The sequence below is a fragment of the Microbacterium sp. Z6_144 genome, assembly GCF_057197625.1.
This window is the reverse complement of sequence record NZ_JBXVPT010000001.1, coordinates 1,077,438-1,099,232: the sequence shown is the minus strand read 5'-3', so window position 1 is coordinate 1,099,232 and position 21,795 is coordinate 1,077,438. Positions and strand designations below refer to the sequence as shown.

Annotated in this window: 12 protein-coding genes and 1 pseudogene; 11 read left to right on the top strand and 2 right to left on the bottom strand. The window is 63.6% G+C overall.

Annotated elements, in window-relative coordinates:
* Window positions 1–79: 79 nt before the first annotated feature.
* On the bottom strand, window positions 80–1,210 hold the full coding sequence (locus AC2DGY_RS05350) for a tyrosine-type recombinase/integrase (RefSeq protein WP_484508668.1): 1,131 nt from the start codon (window positions 1,208–1,210) through the stop codon (window positions 80–82).
* Between the two features lie 353 nt (window positions 1,211–1,563).
* Between AC2DGY_RS05350 and AC2DGY_RS05345 the strand changes: the two genes are divergently transcribed.
* From AC2DGY_RS05345 to AC2DGY_RS05305, 9 genes and pseudogenes are all read left to right on the top strand, one after another.
* Window positions 1,564–3,516 carry a type I restriction-modification system subunit M gene (locus AC2DGY_RS05345; protein WP_484508667.1) on the top strand — a complete coding sequence of 651 codons (1,953 nt, stop codon included), beginning with the start codon at window positions 1,564–1,566 and terminating at the stop codon, window positions 3,514–3,516.
* A complete protein-coding gene (locus AC2DGY_RS05340) occupies window positions 3,513–4,829 on the top strand; it encodes a restriction endonuclease subunit S (RefSeq protein ID WP_484508666.1) in 1,317 nt (438 codons plus the stop codon). The genes AC2DGY_RS05345 and AC2DGY_RS05340 overlap by 4 nt, the downstream gene beginning before the upstream one ends.
* An 81-nt stretch (window positions 4,830–4,910) precedes the next feature.
* A complete protein-coding gene (locus AC2DGY_RS05335) occupies window positions 4,911–8,003 on the top strand; it encodes a type I restriction endonuclease subunit R (RefSeq protein ID WP_484508665.1) in 3,093 nt (1,030 codons plus the stop codon).
* A 195-nt stretch (window positions 8,004–8,198) separates the two neighbouring features.
* Window positions 8,199–9,092 (top strand): hypothetical protein, encoded by an 894-nt coding sequence (locus AC2DGY_RS05330; protein WP_484508664.1) that lies wholly within the window; start codon window positions 8,199–8,201, stop codon window positions 9,090–9,092.
* Window positions 9,089–10,657: a DUF262 domain-containing protein gene (locus AC2DGY_RS05325; protein WP_484508663.1), complete on the top strand. Its 1,569-nt coding sequence runs from the start codon at window positions 9,089–9,091 to the stop codon at window positions 10,655–10,657. Before AC2DGY_RS05330 ends, AC2DGY_RS05325 begins: the two co-directional genes overlap by 4 nt.
* A gap of 273 nt (window positions 10,658–10,930) precedes the next feature.
* Window positions 10,931–13,675, top strand: a complete 2,745-nt coding sequence (locus AC2DGY_RS05320; protein ID WP_484508662.1) for an AAA family ATPase — start codon at window positions 10,931–10,933, stop codon at window positions 13,673–13,675.
* Between the two features lie 43 nt (window positions 13,676–13,718).
* Entirely contained in the window at window positions 13,719–13,952 is a 234-nt protein-coding gene (locus AC2DGY_RS05315) for a hypothetical protein (RefSeq protein ID WP_484508661.1), read from the top strand.
* Window positions 13,949–14,293 carry a type II toxin-antitoxin system PemK/MazF family toxin gene (locus AC2DGY_RS05310; protein WP_484508660.1) on the top strand — a complete coding sequence of 115 codons (345 nt, stop codon included), beginning with the start codon at window positions 13,949–13,951 and terminating at the stop codon, window positions 14,291–14,293. The genes AC2DGY_RS05315 and AC2DGY_RS05310 overlap by 4 nt, the downstream gene beginning before the upstream one ends.
* A 338-nt stretch (window positions 14,294–14,631) precedes the next feature.
* A pseudogene (locus AC2DGY_RS05305) lies at window positions 14,632–14,934 on the top strand (4-fold beta flower protein); the annotation flags it as partial.
* Window positions 14,935–15,162: 228 nt separating this feature from the next.
* Here the strand turns inward: AC2DGY_RS05305 and AC2DGY_RS05300 are convergent.
* The gene (locus tag AC2DGY_RS05300) at window positions 15,163–17,040 is read right to left on the bottom strand and encodes a hypothetical protein (RefSeq protein ID WP_484508659.1); all 1,878 of its coding nucleotides are present in this window, start codon (window positions 17,038–17,040) and stop codon (window positions 15,163–15,165) included.
* Between the two features lie 213 nt (window positions 17,041–17,253).
* Here AC2DGY_RS05300 and AC2DGY_RS05295 point away from each other — a divergent pair, with 213 nt between their 5' ends.
* Both AC2DGY_RS05295 and AC2DGY_RS05290 read left to right on the top strand, forming a co-directional pair.
* Window positions 17,254–17,982, top strand: a complete 729-nt coding sequence (locus AC2DGY_RS05295; protein ID WP_484508658.1) for a hypothetical protein — start codon at window positions 17,254–17,256, stop codon at window positions 17,980–17,982.
* 781 nt (window positions 17,983–18,763) lie between these two features.
* A complete protein-coding gene (locus tag AC2DGY_RS05290) occupies window positions 18,764–21,502 on the top strand; it encodes an NACHT domain-containing protein (RefSeq protein ID WP_484508657.1) in 2,739 nt (912 codons plus the stop codon).
* Window positions 21,503–21,795 lie beyond the last annotated feature (293 nt).

Below are 21,795 nucleotides of genomic sequence, written 5' to 3'. Positions count from 1 at the left end.
TCGACGCCTGAGAACGACGAAATCGAGCATTTCTGGCGTCCTAGCCTCGTCGAAAAGTTGAGCAGTGTGCTCTCCGGCGTTACGTCGGTCGGGCGTAGCGGGTCTGCGGACCTGACGGCAGTGCTACCAGCGGCATGGCGTCGTTGAGGCGCGTCGCGACGGCATCCAGGTCGTCGTCGAAGAGGTCGGCGTAGGTGTCGAGCGTCATGGCCGCCGAGGCGTGCCCGAGCATCCGCTGCACGGCCTTGACGTTGGCGCCGGAGCTGATCGCGAGCGATGCGGCGGTGTGGCGGAGGTCGTGAGGCGTCAGCCGCGGGATGGATGGGTCCGCAGCCTGCGCGCGGCGGACCGCGTTCGCGAACCATCCCTGCGCGCCTGAGTTGCGCATATGGTTCACGCCGTCACCGAAGAGCAGTCCTTCCGGGCCCCTGCCGGCGCACGCCTGCTCGATCATCGGAGCGAGCCGCTCGGGATACGGGACGGAGCGCCTCTCGTGCGTCTTGGGCGTGCCGACGTGGATCTCGTACGCGATCATCACCGCGTTCTCCTCGATGACGAGGCGTCGCCGCAGTCGGTTCACGCTGCGCACACGCAGCCCAGTCGCCTCGCCCCACCGCAGGCCGGTGTATGCCAAGGTCAGGATCATCGTCGGATGTGCCGAGCATGCCGCCAACGTCGCCACCTGGTCGTGCGAGAGATAGACGCGGCGCTTGCCTGGTCCGCTCCGAGGGAGATTTCGGATGTGCCGCGCCGGATTGTTCGCAAGGCGACGATCATCGATGGCGACATCGAGGATGCCTGCGAGGACTCCCAGCGCGCGAAGAACGACCGTGCGCGACTTCTCTGTCGCGAGCTCTGACACCCAGTCTTGAACTTCAGACCGCCGGATCGACCAGATCTCTCTGTCTGCCCAGACTGGAGCGACGTGGTTCTTCCACGCCCGCTCGAGCGTCATGTAGTACGAAGGCTTCGACATCGGCGGCTGCTTCGACCGCAGCCAGCTGTCGGCGAACATCCGGACCGGCACCCGCGACGCCACGGGATCGATGTACTCGCCCTTTGACTTGGACACGGTGACCATGGACAGGTAGAGCTTCGCCTCGCGCATCGTCGTGAAGCCGCGCTTCTGCGTTTCGGTGCGATCAGGCTTGCGGTAGCGCACTCGGTAGCGACGGCCATTCGCCGTTTCATACGGGGTGATGGTGCCCATCTCGACCTCCGCTCCGTGCCGCCTCGACGGTCAGTATCGGGCCAGTGTCGGACACTGGTCGGGCGCCGTCAACGCCGCAGACGACAGATGTGGATAGATGTTGGACAACGTCGTCAACTGGCGTTGGGGTAGAGGGGCGCCTCCCTCCGACGCCGAGAGTGTAGCGATCGGGCACGGCTCCGTTCCGGGCTTTCGCGACATAGGCTCGGTCCTCCGCTGCGCTCCGGTCCTGCGCTATTTCACGGTCCCGGCACTCCGCCGAGCCTGATCGCTGGTGGGCTGATTGTCGGGCGACGGCGTGTGCCCACGCGACGCATAGGATCGCGATACGTGCAACCGAGGGGTAGCAAGACTTGAGCAATAACCACGCCACGTTCATCTGGTCGATTGCGGATCTGCTTCGCGGCAGCTTCAAGGCGCACCAGTACGGCGACATCATCCTCCCGTTCACGGTGCTGAGACGCCTCGACGCAGTGCTCGCCCCGACCAAGAAGGCGGTGTTCGCGGCCGTCGAGCAGGCCGACGCCGACGGCATTCCCGTCCGCGCGTCATTGCTGCGCAACAAGGCGGGCCACGAGTACTCGTTCTGGAACGAGTCGAAGTTCGATCTGAAGACGGCGCTGGGCGACTCCGAGAACCTCGCGGCGAACCTGCTCGACTACGTCACCGGCTTCTCGGCGAACGTCAAGGACATTTTCGACAAGTACAAGATCTCCGAGCGCATCGCCGAGCTCGACGAGCACGACCTGCTCTTCCTGGTCACGCAGCGCTTCGCCGCCGTCGATCTGTCCCCGACGGCGGTGCCCAACGAGGAGATGGGTCACATCTTCGAGGAGCTGATCCGCAAGTTCGCGGAAGCCTCTAACGAGACCGCCGGTGAGCACTTCACCCCTCGCGACGTGATCGAACTGATGGTTGACATCCTGCTCGCCCCCGAATCGGACACCCTCGCGAAAGCGAACGTGGTCCGCTCGGTCTACGACCCGACCGCGGGTACCGGGGGGATGCTGTCGGTCGCCGAAGACCACATCCGCAGCGCCAACCCGACCGCCACCCTCACCCTCGCCGGACAGGAGATCAACCCGCAGTCCTACGCCATCTGCAAGGCCGACATGACGGTGAAGGGCCAGTCGGTGGATGCCATCTTCTTCGGCGACACCCTCATCAACGACGGCCACGCCGGCGCCACCTTCAGCTACGGGCTGTCGAATCCGCCATTCGGCGTGGACTGGAAGAAGCAGCAGAAGGCCGTCACCGACGAGCACATCCAGCGGGGCTACGCGGGACGCTTCGGAGCCGGCCTGCCCCGGGTCTCGGACGGGTCGATGCTGTTCCTGATGCACCTGATCTCGAAGATGCGCAGCGCCGAGGACGGCGGCGGCCGTGCCACGATTGTGCTCAACGGCAGTCCCCTGTTCACCGGCGGGGCCGGGTCAGGGGAGTCGAACATCCGAAAGTGGGTTCTCGAGCGCGACCTGCTCGAAGCGATCATCGCCCTGCCGACCGACATGTTCTACAACACCGGCATCGCCACCTATATCTGGGTGCTCGCCACAAAGAAGCACGCCGACCGCATCGGCAAGGTGCAGCTCATCGACGGCACCAAGCTCTTCCGCAAGATGCGCAAAGGCCTCGGGTCAAAGCGCAACGAACTCGGGGCGGAGGACATCGCCACCCTTGTGAGGCTCTACGAAGGTGAGACGGATGCCGCGCGCTCGAAGACCTTCGCCAACGAGGACTTCTTCTACCGCACGATCACCGTCGAGCGCCCCCTGCGCCTGAACTGGGCGCTCACGCCCGAGCGTCTCACGGTGGCGCAGGAAGCCAAGCCGCTCACCAAGGTCGACCTCGCGCCGCTCCTCGCACTAGTCGAACGCGCACAGCGAGATGAAACGCCGACCACAGACTTCGCGGCGTTCCGCACGCACCTCGTCACCCGCCTCGCCGAGGCAGGGATCACCCTCACTGCGCCGCAACTCAAGGCGCTCCTCTCCGCGCTCTCGGAGCGCGACGAGCACGCCCCGATGGTCCTGGATGCGAAGAAGCGCCCCGAGCCCGACCCCACGCTCCGCGACACCGAGAACGTCCCCTGGAACGAAGACATTCACACGTATTTCGAGCGCGAGGTGAAGCCTTTCGCACCCGATGCCTGGATCGACGAGTCCAAGACGAAGGAAGGATGCGAGATCCCCTTCACCCGCCACTTCTACCAGTACGTGCCCCCGCGCTCCCTCGAGGAGATCGATGCCGACCTGGATGCAGTGCTGGGGCGGATCCGGGCACGGCTCGAGGCGGTGAAGGCGTGACCGAGCTCAAGCCGTATCCGGAGTACAAGGAGACTGCGGTGGAGTGGCTAAGGTTGATCCCCGCGGATTGGCATGTGCAACCGGTCAAATCGGTGTTTCGTGAGCGCAAGGTTAAATCCTTGCCGCGGGATGAGCACCTCACGCCGTCTCAGACCCATGGAGTGCTACCCCAGTCCGAGTACATGACTCGAACGGGGAACAAGGTGGTACTGAACCTCACCGGTGCGGACTCCATGCGCCACGTTGAGCCGAACGACTTCATTAGCCATCTTCGGAGCTTTCAGGGGGGGTTCGAGCATTCCAGACTGGCTGGCAAGGTGAGCGCGGCCTACACCGTCATCGAACCGCTTCACGGCGCGGTGCCCGGATTTTTCAGGTACCTGTTCAAGTCCAGTCTGTATATCCAAGGGCTTCAAACCACTACCGATCAGCTTCGCGATGGCCAATCCATTCGTTTCGCGCAAATAGCCCTTCTGCCGCTTCCCGTGCCTGACGTTGACACGCAGGACTCTGTCACGAGGTTCCTCGACCGGGAGACGGCGGAGATCGACGCGTTCATCGCGGATCAGGAGGAGCTCATCGGGCTGCTCGCCGAGCGACGTGCCGCGACGATAAGCCACGCCGTCACCAAGGGCCTCGACCCTTCCGTCCCCACGAAAGACAGTGGGGTGGACTGGCTAGGTGAGGTACCCAGGCACTGGGCAGTCACCCGTCTTTCGCGCTTCTTCAGTGTCACGTTGGGGAAGATGCTTGACGCAGGAAAGGCGGCCTCCCCAGGGGCTGCCGTTCTCCCGTACATTCGCGCTGCGAATATTCAGGAGTCCGGCCTCGACACCACATCCGTGAATGAGATGCCATTCACGGCCGACGAAGTGCGCAGTCTGGATCTTCGCGCAGGCGACTTGTTGGTCGTCGAGGGTGGCGCCGTGGGGGTCAACGTCCACTTGGATGTGAGTCTGGAAGGCTGGAGCTTCCAAAAGACTGTCAATCGAGTTCGCCCGCGTACCGCTTCGGCAAGTACCCGTTATCTGGCTTTTGCGTTAGACGCATTGCGCTGGAACGGAGTGATTGACATGGTCGCGAACAAGTCGACGATCGCGCACCTCACGGCCGAGAAGCTTGAGCGTCTCATCGTAGGTTTTCCGCCGGCGCAAGAGCAGCAAGATATCGCGAGCTATATTTTCTCAGAAGCCGCCGAGCTCGACGCCGCGATTGCAGATGCCAGGGAGGCAATAGCGCTTTCGCGGGAGCGGCGGGCCGCGCTCATCTCGGCGGCGGTCACAGGCAAGATCGACGTACGCGAGGCGGCATGATGGGCCTCATCTTGGCGCTCCCGATTCGTGACGCTCACTCCAGAGCCGTCGCGTCGGCGACGACCGACTGAAGGGTAGGCCGTGGCGATTCAGCACGAGGACGTGTTCGAAACTGAGCTCTGCGAATTCCTCGCTGTGCACGGGTGGGAGTATTCCCCGAACGCCGCCGGGTATGACCTCGAGCGGGCACTGTTCCCCGTCGATGTGTTCGCCTGGCTTGAGGCGACGCAACCGGAGCAGCTGGACAAGCTGGTGAAGCCAGGAGCGAACGAGGCATCCCGCGATCTCGGACGCAAGCAGATCCTCGACCGCATCGTTGCGGCGCAGACAACTGACACCATGAACGGCGGTGGCACGCTGAACGTGCTGAAGTCGCCCATCGGCGTGCTGAACGCGAAGTTCTCGCTGTTCCAGGCGCGTCCGGCGACGTCGCTGAACCCGAAGACGGTCGAGAGGTTCGCGGCGAATCGACTGCGCGTGATGCGTCAGGTGACGTACTCGGGCAAGCACGCGAACCGCATCGATCTGGTGCTGTTCGTCAACGGCATCCCGGTCTCCACGATTGAGCTGAAGACCGACCTCACCCAGAACCTTGCTGCTGGGCTCAAGCAGTACGCGCAGGACCGTAAACCCGAGGGAGAGCCGCTGCTCACGTTCGGCCGCGGCGCGCTCGTGCACTTCGTCGTCACCAATGAAGAAGTGCACATGACGACGAAGCTCGACGGCCCGAACACCCGCTTCCTGCCCTTCAACCGCGGCAACAACAACGGTGCCGGCAACGCAGCGATCCCCGGCTCGAGCCCGACGGCGTACTTCTGGGAAGAGATTCTCGACCGCGACACCTGGCTCGACCTCATCGGCCGGTTTCTGCACTACCGGTTCGAGGAGAAGACCGACCCCATCGACAACAAGAAGACCTACGCGAAGTCTTTGCGCTTCCCGCGGTATCACCAGTGGCGCGCAGTGTCGAAGCTCGAGCGCGCGGTCCTGGCGGAAGGCCCCGGTCGCAACTATCTGATCCAGCACTCGGCGGGGTCGGGGAAGACCGATTCCATCGCGTGGGCGGCGCATCGAATGGCGCAACTCCATAACCCGGACGGAACGAAGGTGTTCGACGGGGTCATCGTCGTCTCAGATCGGCAAGTCCTCGACGGGCAGCTGCAGCGGGCGGTTGAGCAGCTGGAGACGACGGCGGGGGTGTTCCAGCCGATCACCCGAGGCGGTGACGCGTCCAAGTCCGCACAGCTCGCCGAGGCGCTGCTCGCCGGCAAGCAGATCATCGGGGTGACCCTGCAGACCTTCCCCCACGCCCTCGAGACCATCGAGAAGAACACCGGACTCGCGGGTCGCAGGTATGCGGTCATCGCCGACGAGGCGCACTCGTCGCAGAGCGGCGAGGCGGCGGCATCCCTCAAACAAGTTCTCACCGCAGGAGCGCACAACGCGGTCGACGAGGATGAGACGACTATTGACGTGGAGGATGTCCTCGCCGACGTTATGGCCCGCAAGGTCGGCATCGGCACGATCTCGTTCCTCGCGTTCACCGCGACGCCCAAGGGCAAGACGGTCGAGCTGTTCGGCCGTGAGGACGAGAGCGGAGTCAAGCGGGCGTTCGACCTGTACTCGATGAAGCAGGCCATCGAGGAGGGGTTCATCCTCGACGTGCTGAAGAACTACCTCCCATACGATCTGGCGTTCAGCCTCGCCCACACCGACTCCGCTACTGGGCTGGATGTCGAGATCGACACCGCGAAAGCGGGAAGCGAGGTGATGCGGTGGGTGCGTCTGCACCCGACGAACATCGCGCAGAAGGTCGCGATCATCGTCGAGCATTTCCGCGCGAACGTGCGGAGCGAGCTTGGCGGGCGGGCGAAGGCCATGGTGGTCACCGGGTCACGGAAGGAGGCGGTGCGGTACAAGCTCGCTATCGACGCCTACCTGAAGGAGCACAAGCTCGACAGCCAGCTCGGCACTCTCGTGGCCTTCTCCGGTACGGTGACCGACCCCGACTCCGGACCGGAGGAGTTCACCGAGCCCTCCCTGAATCCGGGGCTCAAGGGCCGTTCGTTGGAGGCCGCGTTCGGGGGCGACGAATATCAGGTGATGATCGTCGCGAACAAGTTCCAGACGGGGTTCGACCAGCCGCTGCTGGTTGGTATGTACGTGGACAAGAAGCTGTCGGGTATCACCGCGGTGCAGACCCTGTCGCGCCTGAACCGGGTGATTCCCGGCAAGGAGAACACCTACGTCATCGACTTCGTCAACGACCCGGACGAGATTCTCGCCGCGTTCCAGACGTACTACGAAGACGCCGAGCTCACCCAGCCGTCTGACCCGAATATCATCCACGACATGCTCGGCAAGCTCCGCAGTATGAGCATCATCGACCCGCGCGACGTGGATGCCGTGGTGAACGCCTGGCTCACGAGATCCAGCCATAACACGCTCTACTCCCACATCAAGGCGTCCCGTGACGTGTTCTGGACCCGCTGGAACGACGCCGTCGAAACGTCGGACGACCTCGAGAAGGGGCGCCTCGAAGAGTTCCGCGGAACGGTCTTCGCATTCGTCCGGGCCTACGACTTCCTCTCGCAGATCATGGACTACGGCGACACCGACATCGAGAAGTGGGCGATATTTCTGCGGGTGTATCGCCGGGTCATCGAACGGCAGGACGCCGACCCCGCCGCGATCAACACCGACGACATCGTTCTTACCCACTACCGGCTGCGCAAACTCGACGCCCAGAACCTCGGCCTGAGTTCTGGCGGTTCGGGGGAACTGGCGGGCATCACCGCGGCGGGATCCGCCCAGCCGCGTGAGGCGAAGTACGGACTTCTCCAGGACGTGATCGACAAGATCAACGGCCTGTTCGCCGGCACCGATGTCGACGAGATCAACGGGGTCAGCGCGGCCGAGACGATCCTCCGCCACGTGGTTGACAACCCGAAGATCCAGGCCGAGGCGATGGCCAACACACCCATCGACTTCGAAACGTCGCCGACCATCGTCGCCGAACTCGAAGACGTCATGTATGCATCCGCCGCAGGGCACAGCAACGCCATGAAGGCGCTTCTGCAGAAGAGCGACTTCACCTCTATCGTGAACGTGCTGGTGGCGATGGGCCTGTACGAGAAGACGCGGGGCGAAGCGGAGCGGGCAGCGACGGCCTGAACGCGTCGCCCAGCAGTCCGCTTCGCCCATCTAGGCGTCGGGCGAGAGACATCGACACCTCCTCCGTGCAGTGTCGTCGAAGGGTTGCGCGGAGTCTGGGTGCTCTGCACCTACGGCGCCCCTGCTAGGACCGATAGCCTTCATCGGGCTGGACCATTCACGAACGCCACAAATCAGATCCCTGGGAGTGACAAGATGTCCGATCGGTCGTTCGAGGTGTTCAAAGTCTGGTTGATCCTGATCGCCACATTGCTGATGGGGCTTGGGATTCTCCTGCTTGTCCTCTCGGCCGCCTTCGCAGGATTCTGGGCGACGAGTTGGCCTGAGGAGTGGAGGAGCTTTTGGACACAGTTCATGGTGTCCATTGGGGCGGCGAGTCTTTCTGTTGGTCTGGCGCTCCTGATTACAGACGTCATTCTCAAGCCAATATTTGCGCGGGACATGCTGAGACTCGCAAATCTGAAGCAGCGAATCGCCGACATAGGCCTCCTTGAACTCGGATCTACAGCTCGAATCGACTGGGAGCTTCTCTTCGGTCGAGCACGGAGAATTCAACTGGTAGTAACCCACCCAGATGTATGGATCGCAAGCAACCTCATGCTTGTCACTGGCTGTGCGCGCAGAGCTTGTGCCGTCCAGATCTACGTCGCGGACCCGGACAGTGAAGCGAGTGAGCTGGCGGCAAAGGAGCTGGGCATTGATGCCGAGGTTTATCGGGCCCAGGTTCGGAGTCTCGAAATTCGAGTGGCCGAGGAATGGCGAAGAGTTCAAGCACCGCACAAGTCGTCGCGGCTCGACGTCTACCGGCTCAACGGGGCTCCATCCTCGGCCCTTTCTCGATTCGATGCCGAGAGCGTAATCCCGATCCCTGCTAGCGCGACGGACACTCCCGCGACGTGGATGTATCTTCAGCTGGAGGGTAGCGGCCACTCCGAAGTTCACCAGTGGGCTGAGGCGCGATGGGAGGGCGTTTCCCGGACTGCAGCACGCGTGCCAGCTTGGTCGAGCGCGCCGTCCAAACCGAACGCCCAAGACACTCGCGTGCGACTAAAGACAATGCTCTCGGTAGCGGACGGAGACGACCAGTGAAAGCAACGTTGCGCGAAACGCGGTCTCAGGACATCAACCTCAACGCGCTGCTAGACGGCATCGACGAGGGGCAGGTCGTCCTACCCAACTTTCAGCGCGACTTTGACTGGAGCGACGGCGACATCCGTTCCCTCCTCGGCACGGTTCTCAACGGGTGGCCGATGGGCAGCCTTCTGCTGATCGAGGGTGAGGACAATAACGAGTTCTATGCACCACGCGCGGTTGAGTCCGCCCCGCCAGTGGCCTCCTCGCTTGTCTACATCATCTTGGACGGGCAGCAGCGGCTGACATCGTTGTACCAAGCTTTGACCGCTAGAGGGGACGCCATATTTGCGCTGAAGCTCGATCCCGAGATCGACTACTCGGACATCGATGCATTAGATGACGCCATTGTGAGCATCAACCGCGATGTCTGGCAACGGGCAACTGAACGAGCCTTGCTGCACGACGAAAGGCTGCTGCCGTTCAGTGCACTCCGGGATGCAGCGTCGTTCTACGACTGGCGCGACAGTGCGAACCTCGAGCCGGAGTTCGAGCTCTGGATCACACGAGTCTTTAGAGAACACTTGTCGGGTATTCATACGTACCGGGTGCCGTCGGTGATCGTTGACAGTCGGATCTCACCATCTGCCGTCGCGAGAGTGTTCGAGCGGGTCAACCGGACCGGAACCAAGCTCGGCACCTTCGACCTGATGGTTGCGAAGTCCTATTCTGCAGGTTTCAACCTCCGTGCGGCATGGGACGAGGCTCAAGTCGAGTACCCCATCCTTCGGTCCATGCTCAAAGAGGACGGCTTGCCCATCCTGTCCGCGATCGCGCTCAGGCTGAAGCAGGATGTACGACAGAGCGCAGTCATGGATCTGACCCGGTCGGAAGTTGAAGAGGAGTGGCTGGATGCAGTGCGGCATTACGCCGCTGCCGCGACCTACGCCTTCGAACGGTTGGGCGTTTTGGACCCCGACTGGGTCCCGTATCGGCAAATGCTCACGGTGCTTGCCGCCGTCGACTACGCACATCCACTCGATGGGGTGGATGACGCCTTGAACCGGTGGTTCTGGACGACCGGGTTTGGTCGGAGGTATGACGCAGCTTCGAACACACGCGCAGTCGCTGATTACCGAGATCTCCTTGCCAAGCGGGACCCTGTAAAAAACTCACTCGCACTTGTTCGCGAGCCCGCGCTCGAAGCGACCAAGGGCCAGCAGGGTGCCTGGCACCGAAGCTACCTGTGCTCTCTCGCCGCGCGCGCAGTAGCGCGCGACCCACATCTTCTGCAGGGCGGGGTCACCGCGCGGTCGGTGTATCCGCGCAACAGCGGCGGTCTCGAGCCGCCCCTTCATCTTCGTAGTCTTACGTTTGCTCTGTGGGACGCAGGCAGCAAGGAACAGATACCAGACGTCGGAGCTGAGAAACGCGACGATGTCGAGGCCGCGAGCCTTGACCAGCAACTCACGGAACTGATGGCGTTTCTTGTCGACTCGCGTGGCGTAGACGCGGCGATCGTCAGCGCCGAGGATGCGAATGTTCAGGCGTCGATTCTGGATGAGATGGTCGCCAACGGCTGATACACAAACCCGAAGACAGGCACGAGGCTCGCCCCTGGTTTCTGATGCATGCGATGTCGGCGTCCGAGTGGAGCGCCCGCCTAGCATGATGGGGCGACATGACCGCGGGTTTAGGCACAACCCAGCAACCGGGCCTGGAAGCGACGAGCGATGCACGCAGGCACCGTTCAGTGGGGCGGTGATCCGGGCGCCATTCTGAAGCATCCGGCTGCACTCACCTGCGCACCGCAAAAAATGCTGGCCAGCGGCAAAAAGTAGTCATACCCTGGCGCCATGCGCGGGGGCCTGCAGCGGTGGAAGAGAGGCGTCGGATCCGGTGGGGTCGGGCGAGCGATCGACTACGCCGTCAAGGGAACGTGCGACGCCCATCTGCACCTTTCGACCGGCACCGATGCGCTCGAGTCGTACAGCAACGCCGCCGATGCGGGCGTCACCCGATTCATGGTGACGGACGGCGCCATCACCGCCGATCAGCTGTCGGCGGATGCTCTCCGGGTGTGGCTGACCGGCCATGACCCGGTCACCGGTGAGGAGCGCGGAACCCCACGACTCAGCGCCGATGCCGACCTCCTGCTCGATGCGACGCTCAACCACCCCAAGTCGTTCAGCATCGCCGCGCTCGTGCATCCGGATCTGGCGACCGAGTTCGAGTCGCTGCAGGACCGCCTGCGCGACCGGATTCTGACCACCTGGCTCGACGAGCTCAATGCACGTCGCGGGCACGGTGGACTTATCCGGGAAGACATCACCCGCATCGAGGTCGTCGAGCTCGACCACCGTCGCTCGCGTGCGCTCGACCCGCATGCCCACCGCCACCTCTGGCTGAACGTGAAGGTGCTCGGCGCCGACGGCAAGTGGTCCAACGTCGACTCGCGGGTCGCGATGAAGCTGCACACGCTGATCAACGCCGAGGGCGATCTCGCTGCGCGCACCGATCCACTGTGGGTCGCAGCGCTTGCTCGCCATGGATTCACCCTGGATGGCGACGGCGAGGTCGCGGAACTGGCGGTGGTGGTCCGGCCTTTCTCACGTCGGTCGGCGCAGATCGAGGCAAACCGAGCCAAGCTCATCGCGGAGTGGAGTGCCGAGCACGGAGGCGCGAGCCCCAGCACCCGAGTCCTGACGCAGATCGATCGTCGCGCATGGGGGATGTCGCGCCCGAACAAGCCCACCAACCTCGACGAGCAGTCGTGGGAGGCCACCGTCCGCGACGAGATTGCGGGGCTCCTCCCCCGGCTCGCTCTCGACCAGGCGCCGGTTCCATTCGTCCCGACGCCGCTCGACGAGCTGGACCTGGACCTTCTTGCTGACGCCGCGGTCGTTGATGCCGACGAGCGGTCCACCCGCTCCGGCGGCCGGTTCAGTTCGTTCGATCTCCGGGCTGGCGCCGTGCGCGCTCTCTCACGCAGCGGAGTGGTTGCGGCCCGAAACGAGCTGGCCACGACGATCAATGCGATCACCGACCGAGCACGTCGCAAGTCCGTGCGGCTGGTTAAGGATGCTGACCTTCCTGGCCATGTGAAGGCGTTCATGGCAACCGGAACGGTGCGGCTGAAGGTTCGCCTCGCGGGCCGTCTCGACGCTCTCGCGACTCCGGGTCGCTCACTGCTGCCGCAGGAGCTGCGCCAGGCCGCAGCATCCGCGGCGGATGTCGACCAGCTGGATACCTCGCAGCTCGCGGCTGCGGGCGCGATCGCTGGAACCGGCGGACTTGTCGCGATCACCGGGCCGGCCGGCGCGGGCAAGACCACGATGCTGCGGGTCGCGTACGAGGGGTTGCGGGGACAACACCGACGGATGCTGGTCGTCGCGCCGACCCGCAAGGCGGCGTCGGTCGCGTCACGCGAGGTGGGTGCCGAGGCGTCGAGCCTGCACGCCCTACTCGCCGACCACGGCTACCGCTGGAACACTGACGCCGCCGGCGCGCAGGTGTGGACCCGGCTGTCGTTCGGCGAGGCGGACCCGGACAGTGGGGTCGTCTATCGAGGGCCGTCGCGGTTCGTGCTCCGACGTGGCGACCGGATCGTCGTGGACGAGGCCGGCATGGTTGACCTGCAGACGGCGGACGCGCTCGTCGATCTCGCAATCCGACAGCAGGTGGGCGTGGCGATGGTGGGTGATCCGTACCAGGCGCTTCCGGTCGGACACGCAGGAGCAATGGCATCCGCGGTGCGCTTTGCGACAGCATCCGTCGAACTCGACACGGTGCACCGGTTCAGCGACCCGGAGTACGCCGCGCTCACGCTTCGCCTGCGCAATCCACGCGACCGGGACGACGCGCTCACCGTTGCAGGAGAGTTGCTCGAGTGTGGGCACGTCCATCGAGCGCGGAGCGCGGAGGAAGCGCGCGACGCGATGGTTGCGGCGTACTTCGAGTGGCACGCGCGCGGGAAGCGGGTCGCGCTGATCTCGGGCACGAACAGCGAGGCAGACGCGATCAACGATGCGATCCAGCAGCGCCGCGTCGAGGAGGGCGAGCTGGATGCCACGGTACCGGCGCTCGGGATGGGCGAGCAGCGCATCCTCGTCGGCGACACCGTGCAGACGCGTCGGAACGATGCGCGCACCGGAGTCGAGAACCGTGCGCAGTGGGTGGTGCGCAGGATCCGCGACGACGTCATCACGCTCGCGTCGGCGAGCGACAGTGGCGAGATCCGTGCCGTGAGTCGCGCGTACGCGCTTGAACATGTACAGCTGGCGTACGCGTCAACGGTGCACGGCATCCAGGGCGAGACGACGGATGCGGCCGTGGTGGGACCGGATGTCGACGCAGCCGGGCTGTACGTCGGACTGACCCGAGGGCGTCACCAGAACGTCGCGATCACGGTCGCGCGGACCGACGAGGACGCGATTGCACAGGTCGGCGCAACGATGATGCGCGGGACGACCGAGCTCACGATCCAAGACGCGATGCGCGCCGCGCACGCCGAGCTGCGGCGGGCTGCGCGAGAGCGGGAGACTTCCGCCCCTCGGACCGCACCGCGCGCGTCTCCCTCGCGTGGCGGGCTCTCTCTCTAGTCGCGCACCGAGGTGTCCGCCCGCTCGCCGGTATACTCCGAGTATGACTACGACCATCAAGGTCAGCGACGAGCTCCGCGACCGGCTTAAGGAGCAAGCTGCGCGTGACGGGCGCACACTCGGCGCTCACCTCGCGCATCTCGCGGACGCTGAGGACAGACGATGGCGTCTCCACCTGCTGAAGTCCGCGATCGACGCGTCGAGCAGCGCCGATGCAGATTCCCACGCTGCGGAGACCGAAGACTGGGAGCGCACCGAACTGGCCGACGCTTCGTGACGACCCCCGACCTTGCTCCGGGCGTCGTGGCATGGGCGGCGCTCGAGCCCGTCCGCGGCAGAGAGCAAGGTGGTCACCGCCCGGTGCTGGTTGTTGCATCCGCCGGCTACTTGGATGCTGTGACGACCCTCGTCATCGTGTTGCCGATCACAACCACCGACCGCGGGTGGCCGAACCACGTTCGCGTCGACGGGCCGAGCGGGCTGGCCCGGCCATCGTGGGTCATGACCGAGCAGCCCCGCACGTTGTCGCGGGACCGACTCACGGGGGTGGCCGGCGAAGTGTCGATCGACTGTCTCGCAGAAGTACGCACCTGGCTGGGCGACTTCCTCGATCTCTGACCGGCCTGACGACTGCAGACGTGAGGTCTTGGCATCAGCGGTCGCGGGCTTCGGCAGCGTTGCAGTTAGCGGAGCGCAATCGGGCATATCTGCGCGCGGGGCACGCGAGGGGTTTGCTCCACAGCCGGGCCGCACATGGAGACGCTCCAGCCACGCTTAATCGAGGACCGGGATACGTGCACTCGAGGGCGGGCTGACGAGCCCATGTCGGCGGCTGAAGATATTGTGCTGGCATGGAAACGCTATTCGGACCGCGCGGCGACGGCGTCGCCTGGAACGAGGATAACGATGCGATTCGCGACCTCCAGGGACGCGTTATCGGTTAGCTCTATGACGATGCCGTCTATGGGGTACGCGGCCACCATGTCGGCTACTTCAATGACGGACTGTTCCGGGACAACCGCGGCGCGGTGGTGGCTTGGAGCGAAGGAGCCACCGGCGGACCGGCGAAGCCAGCGCGTGCTGCCCGCCCGTGCCGCGCGACCCGCGCGGGCTGCGCGGTCGGCGAGGACGGCTCGCGCAGCACGCGCGGTCAGTTGGTCGGATCGGTCGATTTCCAATTGGTTGTCGTCGTCATAGTCCGGAAGACTTGCGCTCGGGGGTTAGCAGAGCAGGCCTCTTCACTGACCATGTGGTGGTGAACGCGCACACACCAGCACCGGCCACGGGGCGCCTGCCAATGGCAGAGCCGCCCAGGTCGACTCACCCGCGTCGTCGGGCGCACCGCTCGGGCAAATGGCGGACGTAATGCTTGCTTCTCCGAGAGAAGGCGATAGGAAGAACGCCGTGAGGAGTGCCCATGAACTCTTCATGCTTACGTCTGTTGACGCGCACCGGAGGCGTCAGCGTCGGCCAACTCGCGTCACGATTCAGATCCGGTCCGACCCATCGACCATCACATGCGCGCGGGGAAGACGTCCGTACTCTTCCATCCAGTCCCCGCCGACTATTGGCACTGTGGGGACGTCGTCGGCGAACCGTGCGGAGGCCGACTCGTTTGGAGCCTGCGATTGGCGACGGTGAGCCAACTCCTCTGCACGGACCCGTACCTCAGATGCGCCTCCGTCATCGAGCTGCACCTCCCTGAGCAGCTTGCTCTGGCTGTCGCGTCGGTACCAGTCCTGCTTGCCATCGGGGTGCAGTACAAGCCACAGCTCGGCTGTTCTGATGTCCGGCGCCCGAGGTGTCAACCTGTCCCGGCGCAGACGCTGCCATGCGTCGCGCCACCGAAGGAACACCTCGTCACCGGGTCCATCCGGAAGTGATGTCTTGATAGCTGCGAGCTTCTTGTCGGTGATGCCGCGCTTTTTCAGGCCGGGGTCGCCGGCGAGGGCGAGCGCCGTGCGAGGGTACTTCTTGAGAATGGCTGGGTCAGCGAGGCGATCGCAGATGAACGAGACCAGCTGGTTCACCGCGTGTCGCGATTGTCGAGCCTCGCTCGCGGTCGGGGTATACCCGGAGTGGGCGACTCGATTCCGAAGGTCAGCAGCGTCCTGAGCCCAACTACCTGCGGGCGTCCTACTCTTCAGGTCCCAGTTCGCCCCCAGACGGTGTGGAAGCTCCCGGCGTACCCGTGCAGTGACGCCGTCCTCACCGCGCCATCCGGCTGCAGCCTGTTCTGGCGTCATCGCCTCTTCCCATTCGAGATGAAGGACCAGCTCATCTAGGAGCGTCTCTGCGGCGACCCCGAACAGGATCGTCGACAGCCGGAAGTCACCGGAAATCGACAAAGCGACGTTGGCTTCGCGCAGCAGGTCCATGTGCGTAGAAAACGCCCCGTCATCGGCTCTGTATCGTGCTCCGTTCAGGTGGTCGAGTTGCTCTACCGTCAGCGCCGTGGGCTGCACGATCCGCGACACGCTCACCGGGTTCACGAGCACGATCTGCGTTGGTGCGGGTGCGTCTTCGTCGGGTACCGTGCGACGGAGGAGGGTGGGGATCACAGCGGGAAGACGCTGCCGAGTAAGCAACGGCATCGCAACGCCCTGCGAGATAAACAAGGCCTGTTGCCAGGCTCGGATTTCGGCAACCACTATGTCTAGCCCCGCGTGCAGTCTGTCCGTAATGCCGTCGCTGCCGAGCGCACCGGCGTCGTGCGGGCCCGCCCACCTTAGTTCGCCGTCGACAACGCCACGCACGGAGCTAGCGGGCCGGCTCTCCCACGCAACATGATCGAGCAAAATGACCTCCGGCAGTTGCGGAAGCTTGCCGATGCAACGCAATGACACAACGCATTCAGCCACCATCGTCATGCCGATTCCCATCTCGCGCAGCTTCGACGCCCCCGTCGTCGTGCCGGCTGCAGGAGCGTCCAACGTGTTCCGCTTTTCTTCCGGAGAGATGAAGGCACCCTCTCGCACTTCGGCGCCAGTTCTCGAAAGCAAGCGGGCGAGTTTCATCGGGCCCTCGAGCTCACGCTCAAGGGCAGCCTCGCTGTACACCTGATGGCACAGGATCGAGGCACCGAGCAGATGCTTGTTCCACAGCGGAATAGGCGCTCCCTTTTGGCGGTCCTCAATCACGCGGTACGGAAGGGCGCTGGGCTCGCCCGCACCTATCCGCTGGAGAATCAGATCGTCGGCGACCCTATCGAGAACTTCGGATTCCTCACTGAAGTAACGGCGCCAATGCGTCGGAAGTTTGCCGCCATCCTCAATCGGCAGCGGATCCGGCAACTGAATCAGAAACACAGCCAAGAACTCGTCCGGGTGGAAGACCTGCCAGTCGCCCTGATCAGTGGGGTTCATGGTTCGATCATGCCGCCAGTTCTGTCACCTATAGCCCTTTCGGGCGATCGAGCGGTGGTGTTCCGGGAAACCGCGCCGCGCCGCGCGACAGGTCTATAGGACAGGCGCGCTCAGTGACCGGCCTGCGAGCGTCAAGGAATCGACTTTGCTCGACCATGGCGCCAATGATCCGACACTAATGATCGCGGGGCCAGCGACTGCTACGTTCGGAAAATGTCGTCACCCGTCGCCGTGTCCATCAAGAGCGACCTCGGGCGACTGATAGCCCACGCCCTCCCCGCAAAGTTGACCTTCGATCAGGCGTGCATGAGGGAGAGCCAGTTCAGCGAGACATATGTTCACAACCTCATCAGTGAGGTGGCTACCGCGAACCTGAGCGTTCGTGACCATTGGATTCGACAGAACTACGCGCACCCGACGTTGCAGGATGACCCTTCGTTCCGAAAGGCGGCGGGGGCGCCGCGGTCTGTTGATTTCTTCATCACCCCGACTGCTCAACGCGCGGGGCGATCGACAGCCATCGAGGTCAAGTGGACGCCATCGAACCACTGCAAGTGGTGGACTGTCCTCGCGGACATCTATCGGTTGAAGCTCATCAGGATGGCGGACTCGATGACGGACGGCATGTTCGTTCTCTGTGGACCGAGGCGGGACATTCTGAGCGTTCTTGCGAAGATCCGCGCGGAGTCACAGAAACGCGCGATAGGGAGAACCTACGGCCCGCCGCTGGTCATGATCGGTGACAAGTCAAAGTTCGGGAACAGCCAGTTTGCTCCCACCGATGAAAACGGGCGGTTCCTTGGCGGCATGAAGGTCCGTAACGTACTTCCCCTACAGAGCAATGGCAAGCCGCGTATGCCGACGACCGTCCATGCGCAGTTCCTGGGTCAGTCGACTGTGGGGCTGCGGGAGTGGTCAGCGGTCGTTTGGCGCATTACGTGAGTCAACGCGCTCAGATTGACGCCGGACGTGGGGGCGACGGCGAAGGCATTCGCTGACGAACGCGCGAAGCGGCAACGGAGCGCCCGACACTAAGGTCAGGACGTCATACAGCCGATGTGTCTATTTCCCCGACCCTAGACAATGTGCTCGATCGCTCGCTTAGGGACCGGCCTGCGCGCACCGACTGCGCAACTCCTCCCGGGGACACTGACCGGTCAGGTCGAAGATGAGCCTCGAGTCCTGCGTTAACACAGCTTCGATGTCAACTTGATGCAGTCACGAAGACGCGACCTTCGGGCGGTAGCGTCTCGAACCCCACACTCATGACCCCGGGAAGCGGTGCACCCCACTCGTCGCGAGATCCTGCCGGGACCGTCGCCGCGCCAAATCTCTCTAGCGATTCGACGCGCACGTCGATAAGGGGATCATCGACACCCGCACGTTCTCGCAGAGCCGCCCCCGAGGCGTCGGCCGCGTCAGCCCGCTTGACCCATATCACGTGCTGCTCCGCTTGGCTCGTCATGCTGACGAGGATACGGACTCATTGACTAGCCAGCGGCGCGTCCCGCGAATCTCCCGAGGAACCAGCGACCCACCGGTTCATGCAACAGCTCTTAGCAAGCTGGTGAGGCACAGTACCGCGCGATACAAGCTCGCGGATGCTGACCCCTTACCCCGAGCATCTTGCTCCAAGTTGCTGAGCGCGACTGGCATCAAGGTTGTGCGCGGGCGGCTCGTCTTCTGCTCGGGCCATGCGCGCGCCGCCAGTAACGTGAGAGACATGGTCGAGCCGATGGTCGTTGTATCCGCCGCCGCGCGCACTGTTCAGCCGGTGATGGCCGGTTCGAGGCTCGCGCTAAGGAAGCTGCGACAGTTCGGAACCTTAGATCTCCGCTGGCTCGATTTGGGCGGATCGAAGGGATTGTCCGCAAGCGAAGTCGGCCAGGTTGAGCTGTTCCTGGACCAACGGGAGACTCGCGCCTTACTCAGCGTGCTAGCTGCCACGCTACTGATGCCGGACAACAACATCAGGACGGGATCAATCGAGAAGGTCAAGACCTTCTTTCTCAACCAGACGCAGAAGTATCGAGCCGAGCACCCCTGCGCTTGGTATGACCGACGCGAGGAAGTTTGGGAAGCACTACTCCAGATCTACGACCGCGCTACACCTGCTGGCGACGAGCTTGCCGCGGCGGCAGTGGAGTTCGAGGACTTCTTGCGGACGCCCCTCGATCGAACACGTAGCGCTAATGGACCTGAGTCCGTGACGCTCCGATACATCGAACGTATGGCGGAACTGTGCTCGGACATTAACCGAGTTGTCGGAGCCAGAGGTTTGGTTAGCGCCATGAAGTCGGCGCTTGCCCATGCGCCCACACCACCGATCATCACTTACAGAGCCACCTCCAGCACCGCTGCCTTCGCCGATCTTTACGTTGGCCGTACCCTGGTGCACAAAGAGACTGATTCGCCTCTCAGCGGACGGACCCTCGGCAATCGAGGTGCCCCGTTTCGGGCAGTGGTACATGGAGCCCCCGGCGCCGGTAAGAGCACATTCGTTAAGCACCTCCGTCGCGAGCTCGCCCACGATCCCGACTCGGCTCCGGCCCTGTTACTAACGCTCAGAAATTACTTCCCGGTCGCGAAAACACAATCGATTGCGGAGTACCTCAGCGAGGACGCGCGCACGTCCCTGAATGTTGAAAACGATCCCGCCGCTATGCGCGACGTTCTCACTCTCGGCCTCGTCACCGTGATCTTTGATGGACTCGACGAGATCACGGATATCAACACTCGCGTCGAAATGGTTTCCCGAATTTCGTCGTTTGCTCGCGAGTTCCCCGCAGTCTCCGTCTTGGTCACATCGCGCTCAGTTGGATACGAGCGTGCACCGCTGCCCAGCGAAATGTTTCAGACTTATGTGCTTCACGAGTACACGCCGGACCAGTCGCGAGAGTACGTTGGTCGTTGGTTCACGTTCATTGGCCGTAGCGATCTGACCGAGGACTTCGAGCGCGAGTCCGAGAGCGTTCGGGACCTCAGATCGAACCCTTTGCTCCTATCGTTGCTCTGCATCCTCTACGGAGAGCGCGGGTCGATACCTCGGCGGCGCCGTGATATTTACGCGCAGTGCGCGGATCTTCTCTTCCACACTTGGGACTCACATCGCCATATCGATCAGCCCGAGGAATTGCACGCCAACGGTGATCGCATCATGCAAGAAATCGCGCAGTGGGTTTACAAGTCTCAGAAGGCGCAGGGCGGCCTTTCTGAACGCGTCATCCAGAAGACCATCGGCCAGTACCTGCAGGACACGGTCGGCGTGGAGGAGGGCGAGGCGCGACGCCGAGCTGGCGAATTCCTCGAGTTCTGCGCGACGCGCGCGTGGCTACTCGGCGTTACCGGGACCGAGCACGGCGAGCGAATGTTTGGCTTCACACATCGAACTTTCTTCGAGTTCTTCGCCGCCGAAGCATTCTCCAGAACCAGTGGCGATCCGTCCGCTATCGCCACGATCCTGTCGAATGCTCACAGACGCGACGCGACGTCAGTCCTACCGGAACTGCTTCTCCAAGCAATCGATGACAAGGTCGATCGCGGCGGCGCGAAAACTTTCAGAGAAGTATGCGGTCAGACCGACGACGAGTCGTTGATCTTGCGACTGATGGAGGGAGTCGGCCTTCCTGCCAACGTCCGAGCGCAGGGTTTCGATCGCGTTCTGCAACTCTGGCAACGCCGAGAGGCGATCTCGAAGACCGCGTATGTGGCACTGCTGTCGCTCAACCTTGATGCGCGCAACCAGTTCATTCGTGAGTATCTCGTTCCGGAGCGAGCGTACGCAGTCGACCTCTTCTTGGGCGGCTGGGTGACGCTCGAAGGGGCCGGCGGCACCGTTCGTCACGTCGCCGCGTGGAGCGAGGTCGTGGACAGAATCGCCGATGAGCACGTCCCACTCGAGGACAGCTGGTACCGCAGCGAAGTCGAAGCGTGGATGTGGCGTACGGGTCGGGCTGCGGTGCCCAACCCCAAGGCGTCGATGTACCTGACGTCGGGTGCGTGGGGCAATTGTCTCGGCTCCCTCTGGTACGCGATCGAAGGGTGTTGCCGAGCGGACGGGTCGCCCGCACAAGTCGGTGCCGACGAGCTGTTCGCTGCGGCAATCGCGAGAGCCCGTAGCGCGGATAAGGCGCTTGACAGAGCGAAGGCGGTCGCTTTCGCCGGGCTGCTGCTCGAGCGGCTGGCAACTTCGGGCCCGCCTGACGCATCCAACCTGTCAGGGGAGGCGCTCTGGTCGTACATCTATGCGGTCGGGATCGTCTACGAAGTCACGAGATTCTCGCCGCAGGACGCGGAGGAGTTGGAGCAATCCCTTCCTGCCCTTGTTCGCGCATTGTGGGAACAGCGGCGAGCGGTGGCTGAGGAAGACACGATGTCGGCTACTAAACTGCCGCTCGAGGCAAGCGACCTGCCAGCGTGGTCGAGATCCTGGGGCCGTGGCAAGCGGTCGTTCGTGGTTTGAGCGCGCAAGCTGGCATCGCAACTCCACGCGGGGAATCAGGGTGAGGGATGCGCATGTGCATTCGCCCGTTCAACTTAGCCGAACCATCGGCGCGACCGTCCTTCCGGTCGAGCGGCGAGCCGGACTCCCAGAGCTCAACGATGGCGCGGCGATCAAGGTCCTGCATGGCGTTGCGGAGCAATGCCCGCTCTTCAACACAAGCCCACCGTTGCTCGGGAACCTCGGGCTCGCATCAAGATGGACACTGCAGAAGCCGAGCGCACGAGGGCGGCCCCTACCTCCATGCCTCGCTG